Source organism: Streptomyces sp. MI02-7b, assembly GCF_033793585.1.
GTDB lineage: Bacteria > Actinomycetota > Actinomycetes > Streptomycetales > Streptomycetaceae > Actinacidiphila.
Map to the genome: position 1 here is coordinate 40,155 of NZ_JARAWX010000008.1, position 25,058 is coordinate 65,212.

Consider the following 25,058-nt stretch of genomic DNA (forward strand, 5'->3'; position numbering starts at 1 on the left):
CACCGCGGGGGGTCACGCGATGACCCGCACCCCCGTGCTGTCGATCTTGATTCAACGCGCGGGCGTGACCTGCTGGTTCCGAAAGGATCTCCACGACCGGCGGTCGAGCCGAACCGGCAAATGCCCAGCTCAGCCTGTCCCTCGAAAGGAGCCACACCCAACGCCGTCGTATGACCTGTCGGCCGTCAGTCGCGTGCCGCCTCCTCGACAACCCAGGACAGGTACGCCTCCAACCCACCACTCACGGGCAGCGTGATCCACTGGGGAACGTCGTACGGGTGCTGCTCGTGCAGCCACGCCTCCAGTGCCGGGAGACGGTCCGTCGTAGTCATGTACGAGATCCGCCACTCCTGCGCCGTCTCGACCTTCCCCTTCCACCAATAGAAGGCGGTGATCGGCGCATCAACGTGAACGCCCGCTGCCAGCTTGCTCTCGACCGCGCCCCGGGCCAGCGCCTTCGCCTGATCCTCGTCGTCGCTGGTCGTCTGCGCAATCACAATATCGTTGGCCATACAACTACCTCTCCAGCTCGGATACCGCGACTCTACCCAGCCGTCAAGGGCACACGTCACGCTGCTGAAACAGCTCCGTCCCTTGCCCGTGCCGAACTTTCCGCTCGACAGACCCGAACGTTCATACGGGTCGCCGAGTGATCGAGGCGGCGACGTCCCTGTCTGAGGGTGATCGCGGGTGGTTGCGGCAACGACATGCGGAACTCCGTGGCGGGAGCACAGGCCCGCGGGCACGCCCGAATGCGTCGTGCACGGCGCGTGGGTCGGCAACGTCGACCGCACGGCGGCCCGGCCGCTACTGATGGACTTCAAGCTGGTCTCTGTCGGGCCCTCGGAGTGGGATCTCGTCTCTACGGCGGTCAAGATGACGACGACCGGCGCGGTCACCGAGGCCGAGTACGCCGAGTTTTGCGAGACGTACGGACTCTGTTGCTCAATTCGTCTGGGCTCGGGGACCGCTGATGCGCGAGGGTGACTTGCCCGGTTCTTGACGTTCTGGTGGTGACGCTGCGGGCACGGGAGGTGCTGACGAACCAGATGCTCAGGAATATGGAGTTGCGGGCGGCGGCCCGGCTGACCGAGGAGCTTGGAGACCGTTGCCGCGGTGCAGGCCGTTAGCCTGTCGGTATGTCAGAGCGTGTCATGCCCGGTCGCACGGACGGCCTGATCACCCTGGGTGCCGCGGACGCTCTGTGGGTCGACTTGACGGCCGACAGTGCTGTGCCGACGGCTTCTGGGGCATTCACCTGCTCTCCTGCCCATGCCCGGGCGGGCTACGTCCTGCTCGGCGGCCATGTGGTGGCGACGGTGAGGGCGAGCGGCGGTCAGTGGAGTGTTCCGGAGGCTCAGGTGCGCCGGGCGGCCGCGGAACTGAACGCGGTGGGAATGGACCGGCAGGACCTGGTCCGCATCGGTCCGTTTCGTGGGGCGCCGAGGCAGGAGTACAACGAGGAGACGCCGCTGCGTTGGCGCCGGCGCATCACGCGGGAACTGCAGGAGCCGGGCGGCCCCGCGCGGGCAGCACGACGTGAAGTCGGTCGGCCGTACCATCTGGCGGGGATCGACTGGCGACAGATACTCGTGGAGCAGACCCGCGACGGGACGCAGCGGACGTGGTGGCTGCCGCGCGCTGTGGTCAGGCTGCTGGATGCGGCCGAGCACACCGAAACGCAGTGGGTGCAAGCCGCGCGGACCCGCCAGGCAGGCGCAGCCGCAACCGAGCCGTCCTCCTACCCCCGGCAGGCCCGAGACGCCGGCGGTCGGCAGACGACGAGCCCCGAGGACCCCACCGCCTCACTGCGCCCGTACAACAAAGAGCTGGAAGGCCAGCTGTACTCGGTGCTCAGCAGGAAACCCGGTACCTCCCGCAGGGTGGCCGGGTGGGCATGCGCCGTCTGCCGCACTGCGCCCGCCACCGTCCTCGACCACTGCCACGAACACGACTACGCCCGCGCCCCCCTCTGCCAGTCCTGCAACACACTGGAACGCCCCGACCACCTGTACAGCAACGACATCCGCGTGGCGAACCGCTACACACGCCTCTTCCACACCGACACCGACGACTGGCTCCGCCACTGGCACCGCTGCCCCGGCTGCCGCGCACGCACCACCCTCCCGTTGCCGCACCTCGCCGCGTGGACCGCCCACACAGCCTGCCGATCACTGCGCCCGACCCACCCCGCTCCCCGCGGGCGCAAGCCCTGCGGTGTCCTGCGCGTGTCCTGGACGGGCAGTCACCAGGCGCCCCGTTCCTGCCTGCTCACGGCCGCCGTCGACTTCTGCCCCTCCGGCGAGCACCGTGTCCTGGCGCGAGTCCCCTACCGCGAAGCCGCCGAGCGGTTTCGCACCTGGCTGGCCGAGACGGCCCCTGCCGTGGCCGCCGCGGCCGGTCCTGACCGCCTGGATGGCCTCCCTGCCCAGTTCCGGCCAGTCATCGTGGACACCAGCGGCGAGGGCCCAGCACTGTTCTGAGCGAGCACCGGGAGACCTGACGCCCCCACGTCACCTCGCATCTGCCGGCCCCGACAGGGTCACCCCGCACGCCCCAGCGAAATGCGCAGCAGAGTCCGTACGGAACGGACGTCACCGAGTGGGAGGGATACGAGCTCCTCGCTGGGGCTCGCGAGTTACGCATGACAACCTACACAGCCCAGCACGCGTCCATGCGACCTGACTCGCAGGCAGAGGCTCAGTACCGTGTCGACTGCCTGCGTGGCCGTGCAGAGCAGTGACCCTGGCACTGGAAAGGGATCATGCAGCCCTCGCAAAGGCCGCGACACTCAGGCGTTGTAGCCCTTCCGTTTCACTCCGGGCCCCGATTCCCAGCGATCTGCGCCACCCGCAGGTCTGTCCGCAGTACAGCCAGCGACTTCCGCGCCGCCTCTTTCTCGGAGGCTGTCGGCTTCTCGTCCGGGCTGGCCGCCGGCGCCGTGCACACCGGTTTCACGGTGCGCCCGAGCCAGGCGAAGGCGGAGCATGCCCTGCCGCTCTTCTCCGACGGAAAGCCCCTGACGTTTTCCGGTTGGACTTCCCTCGGCCCGGCATTCGCCCACGGCAGACGAGAAATAGACCCGAAGGACTGGAACCTTCTCTGGGACTATGTCAACGTACAACGTCCCCGAAAAACACCAGGTCAGTGATGGGATTCAGGATTCCGGGCCGACCTGCAGGTCGGCCATGCCGGAGGCCGGTACCTCGTGCTGCTCGGCCTCATCGCAGAGGCCCGACCCAAGGAGTACCCCCTGACGAACGCCGCTCTCCGATCCGTCCGATTCAACGCCCCCATCCGCTTGGCACCGCCCTGAACGTATGGAACACATCGGAGCGAGAGGATTACGACGCTCATCCACGGCGCTGTTTCTTTGCGTCTGTGCGACCGGGTTGGTCGGCGAGGACTTGCTGCAACGTAGCTATCGCCGGGACCGAGTGGTCCTCGCGCGCATCGCGACACGCCTGGAGCCCCACCCTGGCACATAGCCCGAGCCGTCGGCGCTCCCGAGCGCATCGTTGCGCACGATTTGGACTGGCTAATTGACGACGGGCTCCGGGTGCTCGTGACGGACGGCGCGACCCCGTTGTCCGATCGCACCGGCTGGCCCCTGAGTTTCGTCCGCTAGCGATCGTCCGTGAATTTCCCTGTGGGGGCGCACAACATAGACCACGATCGCCGGTTGGCCAAACCGGCGATCATGAAGACCATTGAGGGTGTTCGCAGCGGCTGTGCTTGGCGGTGGAGCCGTTCGGACACTATGGCCCTTCATGTCGGCGCCCTGCAGCCCCTGTAACTGACAGCGCCTGCCCATCAGCTGTGGCGGAGTGGGTACAAGTCGCGCGCTGCCGCTTGGGTGGCCGACAAATCCGGAATGCCCGAGGAAGACATCAATGGCTCGTCCACCTGCGCTCAAGCTTGCCGAAGTCCTAGCGGAAATCCGCATGAGCGCATCGGCCTTCTACCGCCTACGCGCTCGCGGTCAGGCACCCCGAATGATCAAGCTACCGAATGGTGAACTGCGCTGCCGCCGCGCCGATCTGGATGCGTGGTGGGAGGCGTGTGAAAGGGATACGCCTGGATGGCGATGAGTTATAACGTCCGCTTCTGGGACATACGCGAGCGTTCTGATCGGCGCAAGCCTTTCCAGATCCGGTGGACGGTCAACGGGCGCGAGAAGTCCGCGTCCTTCATCACATTCGCGCTTGCTGATAGCCGGCGCGCGAAGCTGATGACAGCGGCGCGCGAGGGTGAGCCTTTTGATGAGCACACCGGTCTGCCCGCATCTGAGTTGCGGGCCATCAAGCAGCGGACTACGTGGTACGACCTGGCGCACGAATACATCGAGCAAAGATGGGAGCGTACGCCAGGGAACACCCGCCGCACCCTGGCCGATGCCTTCGCTACCATCACGCCCGCCCTGGTGCACCCCGGCGCAACGTATTCCGATCCGCGGGTACTGAGGCGTGCCCTGTACTCCTGGGCATTCAACAAGAACGCCTGGCAGCGCGAACCCGACGAGGAGTGGCTCCACGCGCTGGACTGGATGAAGCGGAACTCTCTGCCTGTCAGCGCCCGTGCGGATGCGGATGTTCTGCGCAGGGCCCTCGATGCTATGTGCCGCAAGCTGGACGGCAAGGCGGCTGCGGCCAAGACAGCCCGACGCAAGAGGGCTGCGTTCAACGAAGCTCTCAACACTGCGGTGGAGAAGAGGTACTTCGCGGAGAACCCCCTCAACGGGCTCCGGTGGAATGCGCCGGCGGTCAATGAGGAGGTGGATCCGGCTGCCGTTCCGAATCCGGCCCAGGTGCTTCGGCTACTCGAGGCTGTTGCCGGCCAGTCGGGGCGGGGGCGTCATCTTGAGGCGTTCTTCGGCTGCATGTACTTCGCGGCCATGCGGCCGGCTGAGGTCATCCATCTTCGGATCGAGCAATGCCACTTGGCGAAGACCGGATGGGGAATGCTCAACCTTTCGGGCGGGGTCGTCACGTCCGGCAAGGAGTGGACTGACGACGGTGAGGTGCACGAGGTGCACTCGCTCAAGCGTCGCGCGGCAAGCGCGACGCGGCCTGTGCCCATCCCACCGCAGTTCGTACGCATGCTGCGTGCCCACGTGGAACGCTTCGACGTGGCACCTGATGGCCGACTCTTCCGGAACGAGGCTGGCAACTACGTCGACGCTGCCGCATACGGCAAGACGTGGGCGCGGGCCCAGGAACACGCCCTGACTCGCCCGGAGCGCACCTCTGGCCTGGCTAAGCGACCTTACGATCTCCGGCACGCGGGGATCTCGTTCTGGCTCTACTCCGGAGTGGACCCGGCCGAATGCGCCCGCCGCGCCGGCCAGAGCATCGAGGTTCTCTTCCGTCACTACGCCAAGTTCCTCGACGGCGTTCGAGAACAGGCGAACCGCCTCATCGAGCAGTCGATGCAGGAGTGGGGGCGTGTCAGCCAAGGCGAAGCAACCGAGGGCTGAAGCGTGGGTTTGGTCCGTGACTGGTCCGGAAGTACTGGTCAGGAGCGGTACAGGTGTGGGAGGAACTGGGAGTTAGCACGCAAGCCGGGCTCGGCCGAGAGCAAGCTGAGGGAAAGGCGCCTGACGGGTGAAAGACCAGGTCAGGCGCCTTTTTTCGTGCTCCTAGAAGAAGCCGAGCTTCTTCGGCGAGTAGCTGACCAGAAGGTTCTTGGTCTGCTGGTAGTGGTCGAGCATCATCTTGTGGTTCTCGCGCCCGATGCCGGACTGCTTGTAGCCGCCGAAGGCGGCGTGCGCCGGGTAGGCGTGGTAGCAGTTGGTCCACACCCGGCCCGCCTGGATCGCGCGGCCCGCGCGGTAGGCGGTGCTGCCGTCGCGGGTCCAGACGCCGGCGCCGAGGCCGTAGAGGGTGTCGTTGGCGATGGAGATGGCGTCCTCGAAGTCGTTGAACGACGTGACGGCGACGACCGGGCCGAAGATCTCCTCCTGGAAGACCCGCATGCGGTTGTCACCCTCCAGGATGGTGGGCTGGACGTAGTATCCGCCCGCCAGTTCGCCGCCGAGCTGCGCGCGCTCGCCGCCGGTGAGGACCTTGGCGCCCTCCTGCTGGCCGATGTCGAAGTAGGAGAGGATCTTCTCCAGCTGGTCGTTGGAGGCCTGCGCGCCGATCATGGTGGACGTGTCCAGCGGGTGACCCTGGACGATCTTCTCGGTGCGGGTGACGCCCGCCTCCAGGAAGGCGCTGTAGTGGCCGCGCTGGATCAGCGCGCGGGACGGGCAGGTGCAGACCTCGCCCTGGTTGAGGGCGAACATCGTGAAGCCCTCGAGCGCCTTGTCGTAGAAGTCGTCGTCGGCGACCGAGACGTCCTCGAAGAAGATGTTGGGGCTCTTGCCGCCGAGTTCGAGCGTGACGGGCTTCAGGTTCTGCGAGGCGTACTGCATGATGAGCCGGCCCGTGGTGGTCTCGCCGGTGAAGGCGACCTTGGCGACGCGCGGGCTCGACGCGAGCGGCTTGCCGGCCTCGACGCCGAAGCCGTTGACGATGTTGACGACACCGGGCGGCAGGAGGTCGGCGATCAGGCTCATCCAGAAGTGGATGGACGCCGGGGTCTGCTCGGCGGGCTTGATGACGACGGCGTTGCCCGCGGCCAGGGCCGGGGCGAGCTTCCAGGTCGCCATCAGGATCGGGAAGTTCCACGGGATGATCTGGGCGACGACGCCCAGCGGCTCGTGGAAGTGGTACGCGACGGTGTCGTCGTCGATCTCGGCCAGGCTGCCCTCCTGGGCCCGGACGGCGCCCGCGAAGTAGCGGAAGTGGTCGATGGCCAGCGGGATGTCGGCGGCCAGCGTCTCGCGGACCGGCTTGCCGTTCTCCCAGCTCTCGGCGACGGCCAGTTCCTCCAGGTGCTGCTCCATGCGGTCGGCGATCCGGTTGAGGATGTTCGCGCGCTCGCCGGCCGAGGTCCTGGCCCACGCGGGGGCCGCCGCGTGCGCGGCGTCCAGGGCCCGCTCGACGTCGTCGGCGGTGCCGCGGGCGATCTCGGTGAACGGCTGACCGGTGACGGGGGTCGGGTTCTCGAAGTACTCGCCGCGCGCGGGAGGGACGTACTCGCCGCCGATCCAGTGGTCGTAGCGGGCCTGGTACCGGACGATCGAGCCCTCGGAACCGGGGTTGGCGTAGCGGGTCATGGGGCGGCCTCCCATGGATGGGCCGCCCGCTCCGTTGCGGACGGCGGTGGTGCGACCGTAGAACGGAGAAGGTTGCAGGAGGGTTGCGACGCGGCGTACCCGCGGAACTACACTCGGCTGCAGCCGGCCGGTGCCGCCGGGCGCCGGCCCACCCCCGACCCAGGGGCGACCATGACTGTCTCGTACGCGGCCTCTTACGCGGCCTGGCCACCCGGGACCGATCCGAAGCTGCTGCGCCGGGACGTGGCACGTGCCCACGAGGAGTTCCTCATCACCGGGCGGGCGCCGCGGCCGGTGCGCGACGTGGTGCGGGACTCGTGGCAGCGCTCCCGCAGCCGCGGGGTCGACCCGGAGGTCGCGGGGCCCAGCGTGCCCGCCCTCGCGGGACCGGAGCTGCGCGCCTACCGCGAGAGCCACCCGCTGGCGGCGGTGCTGCCCGTGGTCCGCCGCCTGCTGGTCGAATCGGCGCAGGAGAGCAACGAACTGGTGGCCGTCGGCGACGAGCACGGCCGTCTGCTGTGGGTCGAGGGCGCGCCGGGGCTGGCGGCGCGCGCAGAGCGGATCGGCTTCGTCGAGGGTGCGGTGTGGGCCGAGGAGGCCGCCGGTACGAACGCGCCGGGCACGGCGCTCGCCCTCGGCCGGCCGCTGCAGATCTACGCAGGCGAGCACTTCGTACGCCGGGTGCATCCCTGGAGCTGTTCGGCCGCGCCGCTGCGGGACCCGGACACCGGGCGGGTCATCGGTGTGCTGGACCTGACCGGGGGCGACCACATCGCGGCGCCCCACGCGCTGGCGCTGGTGCGGGCCACGGTCGCGGCGGCGGAGGCGGAACTGCGGGTGCTGCGGCTGCGCGGTGAGATCCCGGCGGCCGCACCGGAACCGGCCTCGGTCCCCGCTCCGGTGCCTGGTCGGGTACCGGTTCCGGCGGCGGCCGGGACCGCCGCTGCGACCTGCCGGCTGGAGGTGCTCGCGCGCGACCGGGCGAGGTTCGGCTCGCCCTACGGGCGTGTCGAACTGAGCCCCCGCCACTCCGAGATCGTATTCGTCCTCGCCCTGCACCCGCGCGGGCTCGGCGCCGACGCGCTCGCCGTACGGCTGCACGAGCACGAGGCGGCCCGTGTCACGGTTCGCGCGGAGATGTCCCGGCTGCGGCGCCTGCTGGGCCCGCATGTCGTCGGCTCGCGCCCGTACCGGCTTCTGCTGCCCGCCTCCAGCGACGCCGAGGAGGTGCGCGCGTTGCTCGCCCGCGGCGCGTACCGCCAGGCGCTCGCCGCCTACCCGGGGGCGCTGCTGCCCGGGTCCACCGCTCCCGCCGTCGCCGAGGCGCGGGACGAACTCGACTGCGAGATGCGCCGGGCGCTGCGGCACCGCGGCGACGCCCGGCTGCTGCTCGCCTGGCTGGAGCGCCCGGAGAACCACGTCGACGCCGAGATGCTGCAGGCGGCGATCAGCGCGCTTCCCCGGGAGTCGCCGCGCCGGCTGATGCTGCGGACGCTGCTGGACCGGGCCTGAGCGGCGCTCCTCCGGCCGGCGTCACACCGTCGCGTCGCCCGGCGCCCTGACCAGGAGGAAGAGCGGGCGGCGGCGGAGTGCGAAGCCCATGGACTCGTAGAGCCGGATCGCGTTGGTGTTCCTGGGATCGGCGTGCAGGAAGGGCGTGTCCCCCCGGTCCGCGATGCCCGCGGCGACCGCGCGGATCAGCCGGCTCGCCAGGCCGCGGCCGCGGTGGTCCGGGTCGGTGCACACGGCACTGATCTCCGTGCCGCCGGGCGGGCGCATGCGCTCGCCCGCCATGGCGATGAGGCGCCCGTTCTCCCGCACGCCGAGATAGGTGCCGAGTTCGATGGTGCGCGGCGCGAAGGGGCCGGGCTTCGTGCGGGCGATCAGGTCCATGACCTCGGGGACGTCGTCGGCGCCCAGCAGTACCGCCTGCGGATCGTGCGCGACACGCAGGTTCGTCCCGACGAGCTGCACGCCCTCGCCGCCCTCCAGTACCTGCCAGTCCCCGGGAACCTCGGGCGAGCCCGTGACCAGCGCGGTCCCGCCGGGGCCCAGCAGTTCGGCCAGGTCCGCCCAGGCCGCCGGGTCGGCCTGGTCCTCCAGTGACGCGAACGGCGACATGTCGCCGGGGTAGCGCACGGCCCGGCCGTGCCGCTCGGCGAACCGCGCGTGCGCTCCGGTCAACGCGAACCACACGGGGTTGTCCAGCGGATGCGGCGCGGCGGCGGCGAGCGGCTCCGCACCGGAGTCGGACGGGTGGGCGGGGTGGACGCTGGTCGACATGGCGGGGCGGTTCTCCGATCCGTGGGGTTGCGCGGGCCACTGGGTGCAACGGCCACGGAGCCGTATCCCTTCCTGCCCTGAGAAGCAGCTCCCCACCCTACGACCCGGCTCCGTGCCCCACCGGCACACCCCCAGGGGAGAGCGTCGGACGCGGAGGACGGGCTTGCCCCGCGCATCGCCGCCGCGTGGCCGGCGGACCGCTTCGAGGGCGTCGGCGAGCGCCGCGCGCACCCGCTCCGCGGCGGCGAACCGCGTTCCGACGATCCGGGGCCGGACGACCTCCGCGCCCACGGGCCGGGGCGCGGGACGGGACGGCGTCAGTCGCGGGTGCGGCCGGCGACCCCGTCGGCGCCGGGGGAGCCGACGAAAGCGGTCTTGGCCGTGCCGCACGCACCGGTGACGTGGCCGGCACCGAGGGCCTCGGCCGATTGCAGCGCGTACGTGCCGACGCCGCAGGACCGCGGCCGCCTCCTCGAAGCCGGGGCGGCCCGCCCGTGCTCGCACCTGACGCAGTGTCAGCTGCTCTCCGCCGGGGGCAGGATCACGGAGCGGGTGAGGTGCCGAGGGGAGTCCGGGTCCAGGCCGCGGGCGGCTCCGAGGGCCGCCGCGAGACGCTGGACGAGGACGAGGTCGGCCAGCGGGTCTCGGCCGGCCGCCACCAGACGGCCGCCGGTCCCGGCGATCTCCTCCGCCAGGCCCGGCGGCAGGTCGGCCGGGTCGCCGAACCACCAGGCGACACGGCCGGGCCCGGTGACGCTGATCGGGCCGTGGCGGTACTCCATGACGGGGTAGGCCTCGGTCCAGGCGCCCGCCGCCTCACGCATCTTCAGCGCGGCCTCCTGGGCCACGCCGTACGCCCAGCCCTTGCCGAGGAACGTGAACTGCTCGGTCTCCAGCAGCTCGCCGGGCAGCGGGTCGGTCAGCGCCGACTCGCCCTGCGCGGCCAGTCCGGTCAGGTCCTCGCCGAGCAGCGCCCGCAGCAGCACGAGTTCGGTGGTGGCGAAGCGCGTCTGCACGACCGATGTCTCGTCGGCGAAGTCCAGGACCACGGCGGCGTCCGCGCGTTCCATGACGGGGGTGGCCGGGTCGGCGGTGACCGCGACGGTGGGCGTCACTCCGCGCAGGCGCCCCAGCAGAGCGAGCACTTCGCTCGTGGTGCCGGACCGGGTCAGGGCGAGCACGCGGTCGTAGGCGCGGCCGGCCGGCATCTCGGAGGCCGCGAAGGCGTCCGTCTCGCCCAGGCCGGCGGACTCGCGCAGCACGGCATACGCGTGGGCCATGAACCAGGAGGTGCCGCAGCCGACGACCGCCACGCGCTCACCGGGACGGGGCATCGCCGCCCGCCAGGGGGCGTTCGGGTCGGCGGCCAGGGCGACGGCCCGGCGCCAGCAGTCGGGCTGGGTCGCGATCTCGATCTCGGTCTGGCTCACGGGACTCCGTCCGCTCGATTCGATCCGGCCTCTGGCGGTGCCGCCGGTCTTGACAGGCCGCACGCTCGATCCAGCATGATGAGCGAAGTTGCTCGACTCGTGCAAGGTTCGCGCAAAAACGCGCACACCGGAAGGAGGCGGAGGTCCCCGTGGGTGAAGACCGGCGCGACGCGTGGTCAGGCGCGGACGACCTCCACGCCGGCTGCGACGAAGGGCTCGGTGAGCCCGGCGGGCGCGTCCCCGTCCGTCACCAGGACGTGCACGTCCTCGACGGGGCAGATCCGCGCGAAGGCCCGCTTGCCGAGCTTCGAGGCGTCGGCGACGACCACGACCCGCTCGGCGCGCCGGGCGAGTTCGCGGTTGACGCCCGCCTCACCCTCGTGGCGGGCCGTGGCGCCGTGTGCGACATCGAGGGCGTCGACGCCGAGGAAGACCTGGTCGAGCGTGATCTGCGCGAGCAGATCGGCCGCCAGGGGACCGATCAGCTCGTACGAGGCCGGGCGGGCCACCCCGCCGGTGACGACGAGCTTCACATGCCGGCGCACGGCCAACTCACCCGCGATGTTGAGCGCGTTGGTGACCACGGTCAGCGTCGGCTCGCCGGCCTCCTCGGCCAGGTCGCCCCGCTCGGCCAGCGCACGGGCGACCGCTGTCGTCGTGGTCCCGCCGTTCAGGCCCACGACGGCGCCGGGCTTCACCAGGGCCGCCGCGGTGCGTGCGATGCGCTCCTTCTCGGCGGCGCGGCGGGCGGACTTGTAGCGCAGCGGCAGGTCGTAGGCGATGGCGTTGATCGTGGCGCCGCCATGGGTGCGGGTGACCATGTTCTGGCGGGCCAGCTCGTCCAGGTCACGGCGGATCGTGGCGGCGGAGACGGCGAGTTCGGCGGCCGCGGCCTCGACCTCGATCCGTCCGTCGCGGGTCAGCATCTCCAGCAGCGCGCTCCATCGGGCCTGCGGTGCCGCCATCGTCTCGCCCCTTGTCGCCGGACCTGGCGGCCATGAAACCACAGGCCATCGGCCCGTCGAGAGGAACAACGACCTCATGCCGCTGATCGGGACCGCCGCCCTCGTCCGCTCCGCCCGCGCCGACGGCCGCGGCGCGGGAGCCTTCAACGTCATCACCCTGGAGCACGCCGAGGCGATCGTCGCCGGGGCCGAGGCCGCGGGCCGCCCGGTGATCTGCCAGATCAGTGAGAACGCCGTGCGCTTCCACGGCGGCGCCCTCGCGCCCATAGCTCGGGCGACCGCGGCCGTGGCCGAATCCGCGCGGGTCCCCGTCGCCCTGCACCTCGACCACGTCACCGACGACGCGTTGCTGCGGCAGGCCGCCGACTGCGGTTTCGGCTCGGTCATGTACGACGCCTCCGCGCTGCCGCACGAGCGGAACGTGGCCGCCACGCGCGCCGCGGCCGAGTGGGCGCACGACGCGGGCCTGTGGCTGGAGGCCGAACTCGGCGAGGTCGGCGGCAAAGACGGCGTGCACGCCCCCGGTGCCCGCACCGACCCCGACGGGGCCCGCGCCTACGTGGCCGCGACCGGGGTCGACGCCCTCGCCGTCGCCGTGGGCAGTTCGCACGCGATGACCACCCGGACCGCCCGGCTCGACCACGGCCTGATCGCCCGTCTGCGCACCGCCGTCGCCGTACCGCTCGTCCTGCACGGCTCGACCGGTGTCCCCGAGGACGAGCTGCGGCGCGCCGTCGCCGGCGGCATGGCGAAGATCAACATCGGCACCGCCCTCAACATCGCCTTCACCGGCGCGGTCCGCGGCTTCCTCGCGGCGGACGGCACCACCGTCGATCCGCGCCGCTATCTCGCGCCCGCGCGCACGGACATGGCGACGGCGGTGGAGCGGGCCCTGCGCGTCCTGGGCTGATCGGGCCCCGCGCGGGTCACCCCGCGGGCGCCCTCCGCCGGGAGGCCCGCCGCACACAGCCAGTGGTCGCGGTGGGCGATGTCGCCCCGGCAGGGGTTCCGCTCCATCAGCGCGGCCAGGAAGGCGCGTTGAGTTCGCGTCAGCGGCTGCCCCGGCCGCCGCCCATCGGGGAGGGCGCACGCCAACAGCGGCCGCCCGTTGTGTTCCGCCGTGGGAGCGGCGCACAGCGGCACCGTGGCGCGGGCGACCGGCAGCGGCCCTCGAACCAGGTGTCGGCGGCGGCCGGCGGGACGGACACCGCCTCCGGATCGCCGGTGCCCGACGCGGCGCAGGCCGTACGGCGGGGTCCGGGTCCGCGAGCAGCGCCCCCGTGTCCCCTCCCGGCGCGGCGAGGGCGCGAAGGGACCGACCCGCCCGGGCCGTCCGGCGGTGCAGCCCGCCCCGCGGTGGCCCCGCTCGATCCCGGGGTAGGTCCGCGGGGGTCACCGGCGTCGTTCGAGGGCGAGGACTCCGACGATGACGGCCGCCACGACGCGCACCACGAGGACGAGGATCAGTTCGACGGGCCCGAGTCCGCCGAACATGCGGTCCTCCGGATCGCGGGGTGATCATGCCGCGCCGACCGCGCAACGCGCTGCTGACACCTGCCGCCGGGCACGCACAACGGCCGCGCCCGCATGGCCGCGCCGCCCGCGCCCGCATGGCCGCGCCGCCCGCGCCCGCCTGCCGCGGCCCCCCATCGAGCACGCCCCCGGACCCGCCCGGGAGGCAGGTCCCCGGCGTTCACTCCCCGGGAGGCCGGACGACTCTGCGATGCTTGCTGTGTGCCCGCCCCGGAACCGATAACGGCCGACCCACCGGGCGCCACGGCGAATCCGCTGCTGACGCAGTCGTGGCTCGACCTGGCGTTCCTGCACTGGGCCGCCGATCCCGCGGACGTGGCGCCGCTGCTGCCCGCCGGTACGGTGCCCGACACTCTCGACGGGGTCACCTACGTGGGGCTCGTCGCCTTCCGGATGCACCGTGTCGGCTGGTTCCGGCTCCCCGGCATCCCGTACCTCGGCACCTTCCCCGAGACCAACGTCCGCCTGTACTCGGTGGACGCGCACGGGCGGCGCGGCGTGGTCTTCCGCTCGCTCGACGCGTCCCGGCTGATCCCGGTCGCGGTGGCGCGGGCCGCGTTCCGGCTGCCGTACCAGTGGGCGCGCATGGACATCCGCCGCGACGGCGACACCCTGACGTACACCAGTCGGCGGCGCGGGCCGGGGGCGGGCGGTGCGCACGCGCGGATCACCGTGCGAGTGGGCGAGCCCGTCGCCGAGCCGAGCGAGCTGGAGCACTTCCTCACGGCGCGCTGGGGTCTGCACAACACGTTCTTCGAGCGGTCCCTGTACCTGCCCAACACCCATCCGCGCTGGCCCCTGCACCGCGCCGAGCTCGTCGCGTGCGAGGAGAACCTCGTCACCGCCGCCGGACTGCCGGCGCCCGCGGGTCCCCCGGTGAGCGTCCTGTACTCCGCCGGCGTCCCCGTCCGCTTCGGGCGACCCTCCCGCCCGGCCGGCATTCCGACTCCCTGAGGGACCACGTCACCAGAGGCGTGGCGAACCGGACATTTTCTTTACTGTACGTTCATTCCATAACGTGTCAGCGTGCGGTGAGACGGCCACACCCCGCTCGCCCACAGCCCTTGCCCCCGGCGCACGGGCCGTCGGATTCCGGCCGAGACGCGGCGACCCCGCGCATCCCAGATTGCTTTCATCCGTTCCAGAATTCACCTCCTCTCCTGTGATGAGAAACCCATGAAAACGATCGGCGCAGGCATCATCGGCGGCAGCACCGGCGGCTGGGCCTCGATCTCGCACATCCCCGTCGTCACGGCGTCCCCGGCGTACGAGCTGCGCGCCGTCAGCACCTCCCGGCGCGGCTCGGCGGAGGCCGCGGCGGCGCGGTACGGGGTGGCCGGCTACGTCAACCACCGGGAACTCCTGGCACACCCGGGCATCGACCTGGTCGTGGTGGCGGTGAAGGTCAGCGAGCACCTGGAACTCCTGTCGGCCGCCATGGAGGCGGGCAAGCACGTCTACAGCGAGTGGCCGCTGGGGAACGGCCTGGCCGAGGCCCAGCACCTGACGGAACTCGCGGAGAAGGCCGGGGTGCGCAGCGTCATCGGCACACAGGGCCGCTACGCCCCGCAGGTGCGGTACGCGCAGGACCTGATCAACGACGGATACGTGGGCCGGGTGATCGGCACCACCATGGTCGGTTCCGGCATGGTCCGGGGCCCGGAGGCCGCCACCCGCCAGGCGGAGTACTACTACGACAACGCCCATGGCGCGACCCCGCTGACCTCGCCCTTCTCGCACGCCGTCGACCCGCTGAACCACGTGCTGGGGGACTTCGAGAAGCTGAGCGCCAACCTCGTGGTCGGCCGCACGGAGGCCCGGATCACCGCGGACGGCGGCACCGTGCCGATCACCGCGCCGGACCAGGTCGCCGTGATCGGCACGCTCACCGGCGGCGCGGCCGCCTCGGTGTTCTACCGGGGCGGGACCTCCCGGGGTGACAACTTACGCTGGGAGATCAACGGCACCGAAGGCGACCTGGTCCTCTCCGCGGACTGGGGCAACATGCAGGTCGCCGATCTCTCCCTGGCCGGCGGCCGCGGCACGGACACCACCGCCTCCGCCCCTGGAGGTCCCCGCGTCGTACTTCGGCGACGGCCTGCCCGCCGACCTCTCCCGCTCCATGACCGGCAATGTGGCCCTGTACGCGCAGTCCGCCCGCGACCTCGCCGAGGGCGGCCACACGGTCCCCGACTTCCGCCACGCCCTGGACCGGCACCGGCTCATCGACGCCATGAGCGCGCCTCCGCCACGGGCGTGGCGCAGACCCGGCGGGCCCCGGTCCGCCGGCCCCGCCACCGCGCCCGGGCCCGAGCGGTTGACGGTCACCGTGGAGTTGCTGCTAATATCGAAGCTACTTGCTTCCGATTTAGCAGCCACTCACGCACCCCGTCGCACGCCCCTGCTCCCCCGAGGAACGACGCCATGACCGCACAGCCCGTCAACCCCTCCGACCTGCCCGGTATCGTCACGCGCTACCTCCGCGCCCACGCCGCCCGCGACACCGCCACGGCGATCGGCGCCTTCACCCCCGACGCCACCGTGACCGACGACGGCCGGACGTACGAGGGCCGCGCCGCCATCGAGCGGTGGCTGGACCGGGCGGCGAGCGAGTACACCTACACGACCGAACTGACCGCCGCCGAACGCACCGACGCGGAGCACTGCACCGTCACCAACCGCCTGGAGGGCGACTTCCCGGGCGGCGTGGTCGACCTGCGCTACCGCTTCGCCCTGCGCGACGGCCTGATCCGGCGCCTCGACATCGCGCCGTGAGTCATGCTTCCCGTATGACGACCGCACCGAACGAACCCCCGTCCCCCGCCGCCACCTACGCCCTCGACGGAACGACCACCGTCCCGCGCCTGGGCTTCGGCGCGATGCAGCTGCCCGGCCGGTGGAACGGGCCCGCCACCAACCCGGCGGCGTCGGTGGCGGTCGCGCGCCGGGCCGTCGAGCTCGGCGCGCGCCACATCGACACCGCCGCCTTCTACTTCTCCGGCGGCAACCGGGCCAACGCGATCCTGCGCGAGGCCCTCCACCCGTACCCCGCCGACGTCACCCTCGCCACCAAGGTGGGCCCGCTGCGCGACGCGGAGGGCAGGATGTACGGGCAGGCGGAGCCGGGGCAGTTGCGCGGCCTGGTGGAGGAGAACCTGCGGGAACTCGGCGTCGACGTCCTGGACCTGGTCTACCTGCGGGTCGGCCGCCTCGGCACCGATGCGCGCGACTCCCTCGGCGAACGCTTCGCCGCGCTCGCCCAGTTGCGGGACGAAGGCCTCGTCAGGCACCTGGGTGTCAGCAATGTGACGCGTGATCAGCTGGACGAGGCGCGTGCCATCGCCCCGGTCGCGGCGGTGCAGAACCGGTTCGGCGTCCTGGACCAGGTCGACAGCGCTCTGGTCGACTTCTGCGCGACCGTGGACATCGCCTACATGCCGTTCTTCGCCCTCGGCGGCGGACACGCCCCGCTCGACGGCGACGCCCTGGCCAAGGTGGCGGAACGGCACGGCGCGACACCGTTCCAGATCGCCGTGGCCTGGGGCCTGGCCCGGTCCCCCTCGATCGTGCAGATCCCCGGCACGGCCTCCCTGACCCACCTGGAGCAGAACATGGCCGCCGCCGCGATCGTCCTCGACGCCGACGACCTGTCCCTGCTCGACGGCGGCCGGTCCGCGACCGGGTGACCGATCGCGTGACCGATCGCGTGGCCGGCCGCGTGGCCGGCCGCGTGACCGGCGGCCCTCCGGCCGTCAGCCCGCGCCGCGCAGCCGCCGCACCTTGACGACGTTGTCCTGGCGCGTCGTGGGCCGGCCCTCCGGGTCGTTCTGCACGCGCTCGTGCTCCTCGCTGAGCAGCACCTCCCACTCCCCCTCGGCGAGTTCGAGGTCGCGCACGACCTCGTCCGGCGTGGGGAAGTGCACCTCCGGGTGGTGGTTGTGCTCCCAGGCCGGGAAGCCGCCGTGCCCGGTGACGAGCAGGATGCCGCCGGGCGCGACGGCGGCCGCGGCGGAGCGCAGGATGCGCTCGCGGGGCATGTAGCCGACGGTGTGCAGGAAGTGGGCCGAGACCAGGTCGTAGGCGCCCTCGGGGAAGGACTCGCCGAGGTCGTGGCGTTCCCAGCTGATCAGCCCGCCGACACCGGCGTCGGCCGCGTGATCCGCCGCGCGCCGCAGCGCGACGCCGGAGATGTCGACGGCGGTGACGCGCCAGCCCCGGCCGGCCAGCCAGATCGCGTCACCGCCCTCGCCGCAGCCCAGGTCGAGGGCGGTGCCCGGGGTCAGCTCGGAGGTCTCGCGGACCAGGACGCCGTTGGGGTTGCCGCTCCACACGCGCTCGGTCGAGGCGTAGCGGCCGTCCCAGTAGTCCTCCTGCGAGGCGATGTCGTCGGTCATCGGTGGATCGGGTCCCTTCGAAGTGCGCGGCGCGGCGCCCCCGCGGGCGCCGCCTCGGTGCCGACGATGCGCCCGGCGCACGCGGGTGGGCAAGGTTCTTGCCGGTTCGGCAACACCGCGCGCGCCGGGCGGGGCCCGGGGGGCGCCCGCGTGCCGCCCGGCCGATGATGGGGGGGGGGACGGCAGGACGTCCCACGTGGAGGCTCGCCATGGCCGTGTGGCACGTACGCGATTTCACCCCGGACGATCTCGAGGCCGTGGTGCGCCTGGACGCCGAGAGCGGCACCACCGACCAGCCCGCCGTCTTCCGCCTCTCCGAGGCCGTCGCCGCCCTGCAGGCGCAGCACCCCAGCGTGGTGGCGATCGCCGACGGCCACCTCATCGGCGCCGCCATCGGCCGCGTCGACGGGGACCGGGCGTGGGTGCTGCGGATCAGCCTCCACCCGTCCTGGCGGAACCTGGGCCTGGGCACCGCGCTGCTGTCCGCGCTGGAGCACCGGCTGCAGGCGGCCGGGGCGCGGACGCTGGCCGCCGTGCTGCCCGAGGACGAGACGGGCACCGCGGCGCTGTGCAACTCCGGGTTCACCCGGCGCCAGGGCCTGACGTACTTCGAGAAGGCCCAGGCGGTGACCGCCCAGGACCCGGCGGTGCTGGCCTCCCTCGGCGCACTCGTGCCGCCCACCGGGCTGTGGGAGAAACTCGCGGGGATGGGGCGGGAGAAGGCCCTGATCGAGCGCCGCATCGTGCTTCCGCTGGCCAATGCCGAGCTCGCCGACGAGCACGGGGTGGAACCGCCGCAGGCCGTCGTCCTGTTCGGGCCGCCGGGCACGGGCAAGAGCACCTTCGCCCAGGCGGTGGCCGGCCGGCTGGGCTGGCCGTTCGTGGAGTTGTTCCCGTCGCGGCTGGCCCTGGAGGGCGGCATCGCGACAGGACTCGGGCGGCGCTTCGACGAGATCTCGCAGCTCGACCATGTGCTGGTGTTCATCGACGAGGTGGAGGAGGTCGCGGGCCGCCGCAATCTCGCCGACCCGGCCTCCGTGGGCGTGGTCAACGAACTCCTCAAGTCCATCGTGCGGTTCCGCGACCGCGACGGCCGGCTGCTGATCTGCGCCACCAACACCGTCGCCGCCCTCGACCCGGCGTTCCTGCGGCACGGCCGCTTCGACTACGTCCTGCCGGTGGGGCCGCCCGACCACGAGGCGCGCCGCGCGCTGTGGGGGAGCTACCTCGCCAAGGCGGGGGCCGACGCCGACACCACCGCCCTGGCCGACGCCAGCGAGGGCTTCACACCGGCGGACATCAAGCAGGCCGCGCGCGCCGTGGCGCAGACCGCGTTCGAACGCACCTTGGACACCGGGAACAGGACGCAGGCGACCACGGACGACTACCTGCGCACCATCCGCACCACCCGCCCCACGGTCACCAGCGACATGGCGCTGGAGTTCGCGGAGCACAGCGTCCGCTACGGCCGCACATGAGCGTCGAGAGGGGCCGCACGGACGCGGTTCCACCCTATGTTGATGTCATGGACACGATTCCTCCCGCATCCGCAGCCGTGCCCCCGACCGCGCCCTCGCCCGGCCCGCTGCACCGGCTCACGCTCGACCAGCTCCGGCGCCGCACGAGCATGAAGTGGCGGTCCTACCCGGCCGACGTGCTGCCGCTGTGGGTGGCCGAGATGGACGTCCCCCTGGCCGAGCCGGTGGCGCGGGCCCTCACCGAGGCGATCGCGCTCGGCGACACCGGTTACCCGGCGGGCACCGGGTACGCCGACGCGCTCGCGGGCTTCGCCCGGGAACGCTGGGGCTGGGACGGCGTGACGAGCGAGCGCGCCGCGATCGTCCCGGACGTGATGCTCGGCGTCGTCGAGATGCTGAGACTCGTGACCGCGCCCGGTGACGCGGTGATCGTCAACTGTCCGGTGTACCCGCCGTTCTACCAGTTCGTGACGCACATGGACCGGCGCGTGGTGGAGGCGCCGCTCGGCCCGGACCTGCGGCTGGACCTCGCCGCCCTGGAGGAGGCCTTCGCCGGCCGCGGCCCGGGCGGGGGGCGGGCCGCGTACCTGCTGTGCAGCCCGCACAACCCCACCGGCACGGTGCACACCGCCGGGGAGCTGGCCGCCGTGGCGGCGCTGGCCGGCCGGTACGGCGTGCGGGTCGTGGCCGACGAGATCCACGCCCCGGTGGTGGCCCCGGACGCCGTTTTCGTGCCGTACCTGAGCGTGCCGGGCGCGGAGAGCGGGCTGTCGCTCATGTCGGCGTCGAAGGCGTGGAACCTGGCAGGGCTGAAGGCGGCGCTCGCCCTCGCCGGACCCGCCGCGGCCGGGGACCTGGCACGGATGCCGGAGGAGGTCTCCCACGGGCCGAGCCACTTGGGCGTCATCGCGCACACCGCGGCCCTGCGGGAGGGCGGCGACTGGCTGGACGCGGTCCTGGCCGACCTGGACCACAACCGTCGGCTGCTGGCCTGCCTGCTGGCCGAGCAACTGCCCGCGGTGGGCTACCGGCCCGCCCCGGGGACGTATCTGGCCTGGCTGGACTGCCGGGCGCTGGGCCTCGGCGAGAACCCGTCGCAGGTGTTCCTGGAACGCGGGCGCGTGGCGTTCAGCCCCGGCCCCGACTTCGGCACGGGCGGCGCCGGCCACGTGCGGCTCAACCTGGCGACCGGCCCAGAGGTGATCACGGAGGCGGTGCGCCGCATGGCGGCCGCCGCGGCCGGCCGGGCCGTCTGAATCCGGCGCACACGGGTAGCCGCCCCAAGAACGCGAACCGCGGAGCGTCGGAGCACCGAGGAGGCGAGCACCGTGACCAGCACTCCGGCACACGGACCCCGCGACGGGCTGCACGTCGTCGTCGTGGGCGCGACGGGCAACGTCGGCACCAGCCTGCTGCGGGTACTCGGCGAGGACCCGGCGGTCGCCCGGATCACCGGCATCGCCCGCCGGGTGCCCTCGGACTGGCACCCGGCGAGGACCACGTGGGTCAGGGCCGACATCGCGGACGACGGCACCCGGCTGGCGGACCTCTTCCGCGGCGCCGACGCCGTCGTCCACCTCGCCTGGCTGCTGCAGCCCAGCCACGACCCGGCGATCACCTGGCGCACCAACGTCCTCGGCGGCATCCGGGTCTTCGACGCCGTGGCGGCGGCAGGCGTCCCCGCCCTCGTGCACGCCTCGTCGGTGGCCGCGTACTCTCCCGGCCCGAAGGACCGCCGCGTCGACGAGTCCTGGCCCACGCACGGCTGGCCGGGGGCCGCGTACTGCCGCGAGAAGGCCTACATCGAGCGCTACCTCGACGGGTACGAGGCGGACCATCCGCGGGTGCGGGTGGTGCGCATGCGGCCCGCCTTCATCTTCAAGAAGGAGTCCGCCGCACAGCAACGCCGCCTGTTCGCCGGACCGTTCCTGCCCGGACGGCTGGTCCGGCCGCGGCTCGTCCCGGTCGTGCCCGACATGCGTGGCCTGCGCTTCCAGGCCCTGCACACCGACGACGCCGCCGAGGCCTACCGCAAGGCGGTCCTGCGGCCGGTGCGCGGTGCCTTCAACCTGGCCGCGGAGCCGCCGCTCGACGCGGGGGAACTCGCCTCGATCTTCGGTGCCCAGGTCGTGCGGATGCCGCGCGCCGCGGTGCGCGCGGCCCTGGCGGGCGCCTGGCGGCTGCACCTCGTGCCGTCCTCCCCGGGACTCTTCGACGCGGTGCTGCGGCTGCCGCTGCTCGACACCGGCCGGGCACGGCGGGAACTCGACTGGCGGCCCCTGCACAGCGCGACCGACGCGGTCGAGCAGTTCCTGGAGGGCCTGCGGGAGGGCAGTGGCGCATCGACCGCGGTCCTGGCGCCGAGCGGGGCGGTGGGACGGCTCCACGAGGTCGCGACGGGCGTCGGTTCACGGCCCTGAGCGAGAGCGCGGGAACGACGCGGAGCACACGGGAACACGCATAGGAAAGGTGAGGTGACGGTCATGCCGGCAGGTTCCAGCCCCAAGCGCGAGCGGCAGTACGAACACATCAAGGAGAGCGCCAAGGAGCGCGGCGAGAGCGAGAGGCGCGCGGAGGAGATCGCCGCCCGGACCGTCAACAAGGAGCGCGCCCGCGCGGGCGAGTCCCGGACCGCGAGCCGCAGTTCCGTGGACGACATCTCCTCCGGTCGCCGCGGCGGCCTGCGCTCGGGCCACGGCACGCAGGGCCCCACGTACGACCAGCTGTACGCGGAGGCGCGGCGGCGCAACATCGACGGCCGCTCGCACATGAACAAGGCCGAATTGGAACGGGCCCTCGGTCGGAACTGACCCCTCGGGTCAGGGCTTCGGCGACGACGGGAGCGCGTCGGACCCGCCGCGCGGTCGCAGGGCGCGCGGTCCCCGCGGCCGTGCTGACGGGCCCGTGCGTCTGCTCGGACTCCGAGGCCGGGCACGGGCGGCGAACCGGCTCGGGCGCCCGAGGGTGGACTCCGTGCCCGGCGCCCGGGTGCACTGATCACGGACGTTGTCGACACCGGTCCCGGGCTTGGTAAAGGCGCAGGCCTCCAGTGTGGTGGAGCTGTCCGGGACTCCACCGCACGGAGGTCTTCGTGTCCCACCGCAAGGCCGGCCGACCGTTCACGGCAGGCGACTGCCGGTCGCGGAATGCCTTCCCGATCTGCGACGTGGGGGCGACACCGACGGGACGCGGCGTCGCACGGGGCGGCCGGGCCGGGCATCGGGCCGTCTCCCGCCGCCCTCAGCCCGGCGACGACCGCGTCAGGCCACCCGTCCCCCCTGATCGGCAGGCGCCTCGCAGCCGAAGGAAGCCTCCCGCCAGGTCGTCTCGTCCGCGTCGAGCAGGGCCGCGAGGACGTCGGCCGGCGGCAGCGGGCCGTGGTCGGCGGGGACGCGGAGGGCCGAGGCGGCCGTGAGGTGGCCGAGGCGGAGTGCGGGCTCGACGGGGAGGCCCCGGTGGAGGCCGGCCAGGAAGCCGGCGGCGAACGCGTCGCCCGCACCCACGGGTTCGGCCACACGGACGGTCAGTGCGGGGACCGTGTGCGCGTCGGCGCCGACGAAGGCGGTCGCGGCCCGCGCGCCGTCCTTCACCACGAGGACCCGCGGCCCGGCCAGCAGCGCGCGGACCGAAGGCGCGTCGGTGACGGCGTCCCCCCACAGCGCCTGCGCCTCGTCCAGGCCGACGAGCACGATGTCCGCGCGGTCGGCGAGGGTGCCCAGCACGTCGGCCGCGGTGGCACGGTCGCTCCACAGGGCGGGGCGGTGGTTCACGTCGAAGCTGACGGGGCACGGCCGTCCGGGGCGCAGCGCGCGCTCGACGAGGGCACGGCAACTGCTCGACAGCGCGGGCGTGATCCCGCTGAGGTGCAGCAGCGCGGCGCCGTGCAGGGCCGGGCCGTCGAGCAGGGCCTCGCCGAGCGCCGACGCCGCGGAGTCGCGGCGCCGGTAGTGCACGCGCGTGCCGTGCTCCCCAGGGTCCTTGAACAGCAGCCCCGTGGGGCGGTCCGGGTCGACGCGTACGCCGCTGACGTCCACCCCGCCCGCGGCGATCCGCTCGCGGACGCGGCGGCCGAACGGGTCGTCACCGACGGCCGAGACCCAGCGCGCGGGCACACCGTGATCGGCGAGGTAGAGGGCGACGTTGGACTCGGCGCCCGCGACCGCCACCCCGAGGCGGTCCGCGCTCTCCAGCGGACCGAGCGGATCGGGCACGAGCGCTGCCATGGTCTCCCCGACGCAGACCACGGGGCCCGGGCCGAGGTTCACCGCGTCGGTGGTCACGGGCCGTCCTCCGGCTCGGGTCCGGCCGGGCGGTACGGCGCGACGGGGGTACCCGGCACGTCCACACGGACGGTGAAGACGGCACCGTCGAACGGGCCCGGGGCGGCGAGGCCTATGGTGGCGCTGGTGACGTGGAGGGTGCGGCCGTCGGGGCCGCCGAGGCACAGGCCGGCGGGCTGGACGGCGGGGAGCTCCAGGACCCGGTCGAGCGTCCCGTCCGGCAGGTGGCGACGCACCTGACCGGTGCCCCAGACAGCGGTCCACAGGGCGCCCTCGGCGTCGACGGTCATGCCGTCCGGGCTGCCGGAGTCCAGGGTCACGAAGGTCTCGGGCGAGCCGAGTTCACCGGTGGCCACGTCCACCGGGTAGCGCCGGACGACGCCGCGGGCGCTGTCGGCGAGGTACATCGTGCGGCCGTCGGCGGTGAAGGCGGGCCCGTTGGGCACGGTGATGCCGTGCAGCGCGCGCGTGACGTGTCCGTCGCGGTCCACGCGGTACAGGGAGCCGGCGTCCTCCGTCGTCGCGTAGGCCATGCTGCCCGCCCAGAAGCGGCCGTACGGGTCGGCGACGCCGTCGTTCATGCGCATGGGCTCGGGCGCGCCGTCCTCGGGCCGGGCGAGCCAGCGGGTGCGCCCGGCGGGGTCGATGCGGCAGATGCCCGTGCCGGCCGCCGCGATCCAGTGGCCGGGGTGTCCCTCGACGGGGGCCACCGCGCCGAGCGGGACGGCCAGTTCGGCGACGGCCTCGAAGGTGGGGGCGGCGAGCAGGCGGCCCGTGAGGATGTCGGTCAGCACGGCGCGGCCGTCCGTCCAGCGGATGCCCTCGCCCAGTTCGAGCCGTTCGTCGCCGAGGACCTCGTAGGCGGTGCCGGCGGCCGTCACGGCGCGGGCTCCTCGCGGACGACGTCGAGGAACTCCCGGGCCCGCTCCCGCAGCGCGGCGAGGCCGCCCCCGGCGGCCGCGTCCGCGACGAGCGGCGAGCCGACGCCGACCGCGACGGCTCCGGCGGCCAGGTACGCGGCGGCGGCGGGCGCGTCCACCCCGCCGACCGGCACGAAGGGCAGGTCGGGGAAGGGCGCGCGCAGGTCCCGCAGGTAGCCCGGACCGCCCGCGCTGCCGGCGGGGAAGAGCTTGAGCGCCTGCGCGCCCATCCGCTGCGCCTGCAGGATGTCGGTCGGGGTCATCACACCGGCCAGGACGGGCAGTCCGAGGTCACGGCCGGTGGCGACGCCCTCGCCGAGGGCGGGGGTGACGAGGAAGGCGGCACCGGCCCGGTGGGCGGCGTGCGCGTCGTCGGCGCTGAGCACGGTGCCCGCACCGAGGGTCGCCCCGGGCCCGAGCGCGGCGCGGGCCTGCGCGATCACGTCGAGCGCGCCGTGTCCGGTGAGGGAGACCTCGATGAGGGTGACGCCCTCCTCGGCGAGGGTCAGCACGGTCTTGAGTGCGGCGTCCGGGTCGTTGCCCCGGACGATGGCGAGCAGCCGGTGGGCGCGCAGCGCGGCGAGCAGGTCCATCCGACATCCCTTCTGCTGGT

21 protein-coding genes are annotated in these 25,058 nt (G+C 72.8%); 12 read left to right on the top strand and 9 right to left on the bottom strand.

Translation table 11 applies throughout. From position 1 onward, the window contains the following. Nucleotides 1-185: 185 nt before the first annotated feature. Nucleotides 186-512 carry a divalent-cation tolerance protein CutA gene (gene cutA, locus PV364_RS15050; RefSeq protein ID WP_319660440.1) on the bottom strand — a complete coding sequence of 109 codons (327 nt, stop codon included), beginning with the start codon at nucleotides 510-512 and terminating at the stop codon, nucleotides 186-188. 627 nt (nucleotides 513-1,139) lie between these two features. Here cutA and PV364_RS15055 point away from each other — a divergent pair. The 3 genes from PV364_RS15055 (at nucleotide 1,140) to PV364_RS15065 (ending at nucleotide 5,476) form a co-directional block, all read left to right on the top strand. Beyond that, nucleotides 1,140-2,483 carry an endonuclease domain-containing protein gene (locus tag PV364_RS15055; protein WP_319660441.1) on the top strand — a complete coding sequence of 448 codons (1,344 nt, stop codon included), beginning with the start codon at nucleotides 1,140-1,142 and terminating at the stop codon, nucleotides 2,481-2,483. Nucleotides 2,484-3,893: 1,410 nt separating this feature from the next. Further along, entirely contained in the window at nucleotides 3,894-4,091 is a 198-nt protein-coding gene (locus PV364_RS15060) for a helix-turn-helix transcriptional regulator (RefSeq protein WP_099939993.1), read from the top strand. Then, nucleotides 4,082-5,476 (top strand): integrase, encoded by a 1,395-nt coding sequence (locus PV364_RS15065; protein WP_319660442.1) that lies wholly within the window; start codon nucleotides 4,082-4,084, stop codon nucleotides 5,474-5,476. The genes PV364_RS15060 and PV364_RS15065 overlap by 10 nt, the downstream gene beginning before the upstream one ends. 162 nt (nucleotides 5,477-5,638) lie before the next feature. Here the strand turns inward: PV364_RS15065 and PV364_RS15070 are convergent, their stop codons facing one another. After that, entirely contained in the window at nucleotides 5,639-7,162 is a 1,524-nt protein-coding gene (locus PV364_RS15070; protein ID WP_319660443.1) for an aldehyde dehydrogenase family protein, read from the bottom strand. 171 nt (nucleotides 7,163-7,333) lie between these two features. On the opposite strand from PV364_RS15070, the gene PV364_RS15075 reads away from it, so the two are divergent. After that, nucleotides 7,334-8,674: a GAF domain-containing protein gene (locus PV364_RS15075; RefSeq protein ID WP_319660444.1), complete on the top strand. Its 1,341-nt coding sequence runs from the start codon at nucleotides 7,334-7,336 to the stop codon at nucleotides 8,672-8,674. A 21-nt stretch (nucleotides 8,675-8,695) separates the two neighbouring features. Here the strand turns inward: PV364_RS15075 and PV364_RS15080 are convergent, their stop codons facing one another. The 3 genes from PV364_RS15080 to PV364_RS15090 all read right to left on the bottom strand — a co-directional run bounded on the left by PV364_RS15080 (nucleotide 8,696) and on the right by PV364_RS15090 (nucleotide 11,840). Further along, nucleotides 8,696-9,445, bottom strand: a complete 750-nt coding sequence (locus tag PV364_RS15080) for a GNAT family N-acetyltransferase (RefSeq protein WP_319660445.1) — start codon at nucleotides 9,443-9,445, stop codon at nucleotides 8,696-8,698. A gap of 515 nt (nucleotides 9,446-9,960) precedes the next feature. After that, nucleotides 9,961-10,875, bottom strand: coding sequence for a sugar isomerase (locus tag PV364_RS15085; RefSeq protein WP_319660446.1), 915 nt, complete (start codon nucleotides 10,873-10,875; stop codon nucleotides 9,961-9,963). Nucleotides 10,876-11,051: 176 nt separating this feature from the next. Then, a complete protein-coding gene (locus tag PV364_RS15090; RefSeq protein WP_319660447.1) occupies nucleotides 11,052-11,840 on the bottom strand; it encodes a DeoR/GlpR family DNA-binding transcription regulator in 789 nt (262 codons plus the stop codon). Nucleotides 11,841-11,916: 76 nt separating this feature from the next. Here PV364_RS15090 and PV364_RS15095 point away from each other — a divergent pair, with 76 nt between their 5' ends. From PV364_RS15095 to PV364_RS15110, 4 genes are all read left to right on the top strand, one after another. Continuing rightward, nucleotides 11,917-12,750, top strand: coding sequence for a class II fructose-bisphosphate aldolase (locus PV364_RS15095; protein WP_319660448.1), 834 nt, complete (start codon nucleotides 11,917-11,919; stop codon nucleotides 12,748-12,750). An 824-nt stretch (nucleotides 12,751-13,574) separates the two neighbouring features. Beyond that, nucleotides 13,575-14,327: a DUF2071 domain-containing protein gene (locus PV364_RS15100; protein WP_319660449.1), complete on the top strand. Its 753-nt coding sequence runs from the start codon at nucleotides 13,575-13,577 to the stop codon at nucleotides 14,325-14,327. A 222-nt stretch (nucleotides 14,328-14,549) separates the two neighbouring features. Continuing rightward, the gene (locus PV364_RS15105) at nucleotides 14,550-16,148 is read left to right on the top strand and encodes a Gfo/Idh/MocA family oxidoreductase (protein WP_319660450.1); all 1,599 of its coding nucleotides are present in this window, start codon (nucleotides 14,550-14,552) and stop codon (nucleotides 16,146-16,148) included. Nucleotides 16,149-16,162: 14 nt separating this feature from the next. Further along, nucleotides 16,163-17,059, top strand: a complete 897-nt coding sequence (locus PV364_RS15110; protein ID WP_319660451.1) for an oxidoreductase — start codon at nucleotides 16,163-16,165, stop codon at nucleotides 17,057-17,059. Between the two features lie 66 nt (nucleotides 17,060-17,125). Here PV364_RS15110 and PV364_RS15115 read toward each other — a convergent pair whose 3' ends face one another. Beyond that, nucleotides 17,126-17,767: a class I SAM-dependent methyltransferase gene (locus PV364_RS15115; protein ID WP_319660452.1), complete on the bottom strand. Its 642-nt coding sequence runs from the start codon at nucleotides 17,765-17,767 to the stop codon at nucleotides 17,126-17,128. Between the two features lie 209 nt (nucleotides 17,768-17,976). Between PV364_RS15115 and PV364_RS15120 the strand changes: the two genes are divergently transcribed. From PV364_RS15120 to PV364_RS15135, 4 genes are all read left to right on the top strand, one after another. Beyond that, complete coding sequence (locus PV364_RS15120) at nucleotides 17,977-19,245, top strand: ATP-binding protein (RefSeq protein WP_319660453.1); 1,269 nt, start codon at nucleotides 17,977-17,979, stop codon at nucleotides 19,243-19,245. Between the two features lie 47 nt (nucleotides 19,246-19,292). Beyond that, nucleotides 19,293-20,501: a MalY/PatB family protein gene (locus tag PV364_RS15125; protein WP_401973844.1), complete on the top strand. Its 1,209-nt coding sequence runs from the start codon at nucleotides 19,293-19,295 to the stop codon at nucleotides 20,499-20,501. Nucleotides 20,502-20,573: 72 nt separating this feature from the next. Next, entirely contained in the window at nucleotides 20,574-21,665 is a 1,092-nt protein-coding gene (locus PV364_RS15130) for an NAD-dependent epimerase/dehydratase family protein (RefSeq protein ID WP_319660454.1), read from the top strand. A 63-nt stretch (nucleotides 21,666-21,728) separates the two neighbouring features. Continuing rightward, nucleotides 21,729-22,055: a plasmid stabilization protein gene (locus PV364_RS15135; protein ID WP_319660455.1), complete on the top strand. Its 327-nt coding sequence runs from the start codon at nucleotides 21,729-21,731 to the stop codon at nucleotides 22,053-22,055. Nucleotides 22,056-22,505: 450 nt separating this feature from the next. Here PV364_RS15135 and PV364_RS15140 read toward each other — a convergent pair whose 3' ends face one another. From PV364_RS15140 to PV364_RS15150, 3 genes are read right to left on the bottom strand one after another with little or no spacing between them, the layout of a single operon-like run. Continuing rightward, on the bottom strand, nucleotides 22,506-23,525 hold the full coding sequence (locus PV364_RS15140; protein WP_319660456.1) for a sugar kinase: 1,020 nt from the start codon (nucleotides 23,523-23,525) through the stop codon (nucleotides 22,506-22,508). Next, nucleotides 23,522-24,406 carry an SMP-30/gluconolactonase/LRE family protein gene (locus PV364_RS15145; protein WP_319660457.1) on the bottom strand — a complete coding sequence of 295 codons (885 nt, stop codon included), beginning with the start codon at nucleotides 24,404-24,406 and terminating at the stop codon, nucleotides 23,522-23,524. Before PV364_RS15145 ends, PV364_RS15140 begins: the two co-directional genes overlap by 4 nt. Then, nucleotides 24,403-25,038, bottom strand: coding sequence for a bifunctional 4-hydroxy-2-oxoglutarate aldolase/2-dehydro-3-deoxy-phosphogluconate aldolase (locus PV364_RS15150; RefSeq protein WP_319660458.1), 636 nt, complete (start codon nucleotides 25,036-25,038; stop codon nucleotides 24,403-24,405). The genes PV364_RS15145 and PV364_RS15150 overlap by 4 nt, the downstream gene beginning before the upstream one ends. Between the last annotated feature and the right edge of the window lie 20 nt (nucleotides 25,039-25,058).

What these genes read in the sequence shown, in the direction of transcription:
- cutA (WP_319660440.1), bottom strand. Translation starts at nt 512, where the DNA reads ATGGCCAACGATATTGTGATTGCGCAGACGACCAGCGACGACGAGGAT.
- PV364_RS15055 (WP_319660441.1), top strand. Translation starts at nt 1,140, where the DNA reads ATGTCAGAGCGTGTCATGCCCGGTCGCACGGACGGCCTGATCACCCTG.
- PV364_RS15060 (WP_099939993.1), top strand. Translation starts at nt 3,894, where the DNA reads ATGGCTCGTCCACCTGCGCTCAAGCTTGCCGAAGTCCTAGCGGAAATC.
- PV364_RS15065 (WP_319660442.1), top strand. Translation starts at nt 4,082, where the DNA reads ATGGCGATGAGTTATAACGTCCGCTTCTGGGACATACGCGAGCGTTCT.
- PV364_RS15070 (WP_319660443.1), bottom strand. Translation starts at nt 7,162, where the DNA reads ATGACCCGCTACGCCAACCCCGGTTCCGAGGGCTCGATCGTCCGGTAC.
- PV364_RS15075 (WP_319660444.1), top strand. Translation starts at nt 7,334, where the DNA reads ATGACTGTCTCGTACGCGGCCTCTTACGCGGCCTGGCCACCCGGGACC.
- PV364_RS15080 (WP_319660445.1), bottom strand. Translation starts at nt 9,445, where the DNA reads ATGTCGACCAGCGTCCACCCCGCCCACCCGTCCGACTCCGGTGCGGAG.
- PV364_RS15090 (WP_319660447.1), bottom strand. Translation starts at nt 11,840, where the DNA reads ATGGCGGCACCGCAGGCCCGATGGAGCGCGCTGCTGGAGATGCTGACC.
- PV364_RS15095 (WP_319660448.1), top strand. Translation starts at nt 11,917, where the DNA reads ATGCCGCTGATCGGGACCGCCGCCCTCGTCCGCTCCGCCCGCGCCGAC.
- PV364_RS15105 (WP_319660450.1), top strand. Translation starts at nt 14,550, where the DNA reads ATGAAAACGATCGGCGCAGGCATCATCGGCGGCAGCACCGGCGGCTGG.
- PV364_RS15110 (WP_319660451.1), top strand. Translation starts at nt 16,163, where the DNA reads ATGACGACCGCACCGAACGAACCCCCGTCCCCCGCCGCCACCTACGCC.
- PV364_RS15115 (WP_319660452.1), bottom strand. Translation starts at nt 17,767, where the DNA reads ATGACCGACGACATCGCCTCGCAGGAGGACTACTGGGACGGCCGCTAC.
- PV364_RS15120 (WP_319660453.1), top strand. Translation starts at nt 17,977, where the DNA reads ATGGCCGTGTGGCACGTACGCGATTTCACCCCGGACGATCTCGAGGCC.
- PV364_RS15125 (WP_401973844.1), top strand. Translation starts at nt 19,293, where the DNA reads ATGGACACGATTCCTCCCGCATCCGCAGCCGTGCCCCCGACCGCGCCC.
- PV364_RS15135 (WP_319660455.1), top strand. Translation starts at nt 21,729, where the DNA reads ATGCCGGCAGGTTCCAGCCCCAAGCGCGAGCGGCAGTACGAACACATC.
- PV364_RS15150 (WP_319660458.1), bottom strand. Translation starts at nt 25,038, where the DNA reads ATGGACCTGCTCGCCGCGCTGCGCGCCCACCGGCTGCTCGCCATCGTC.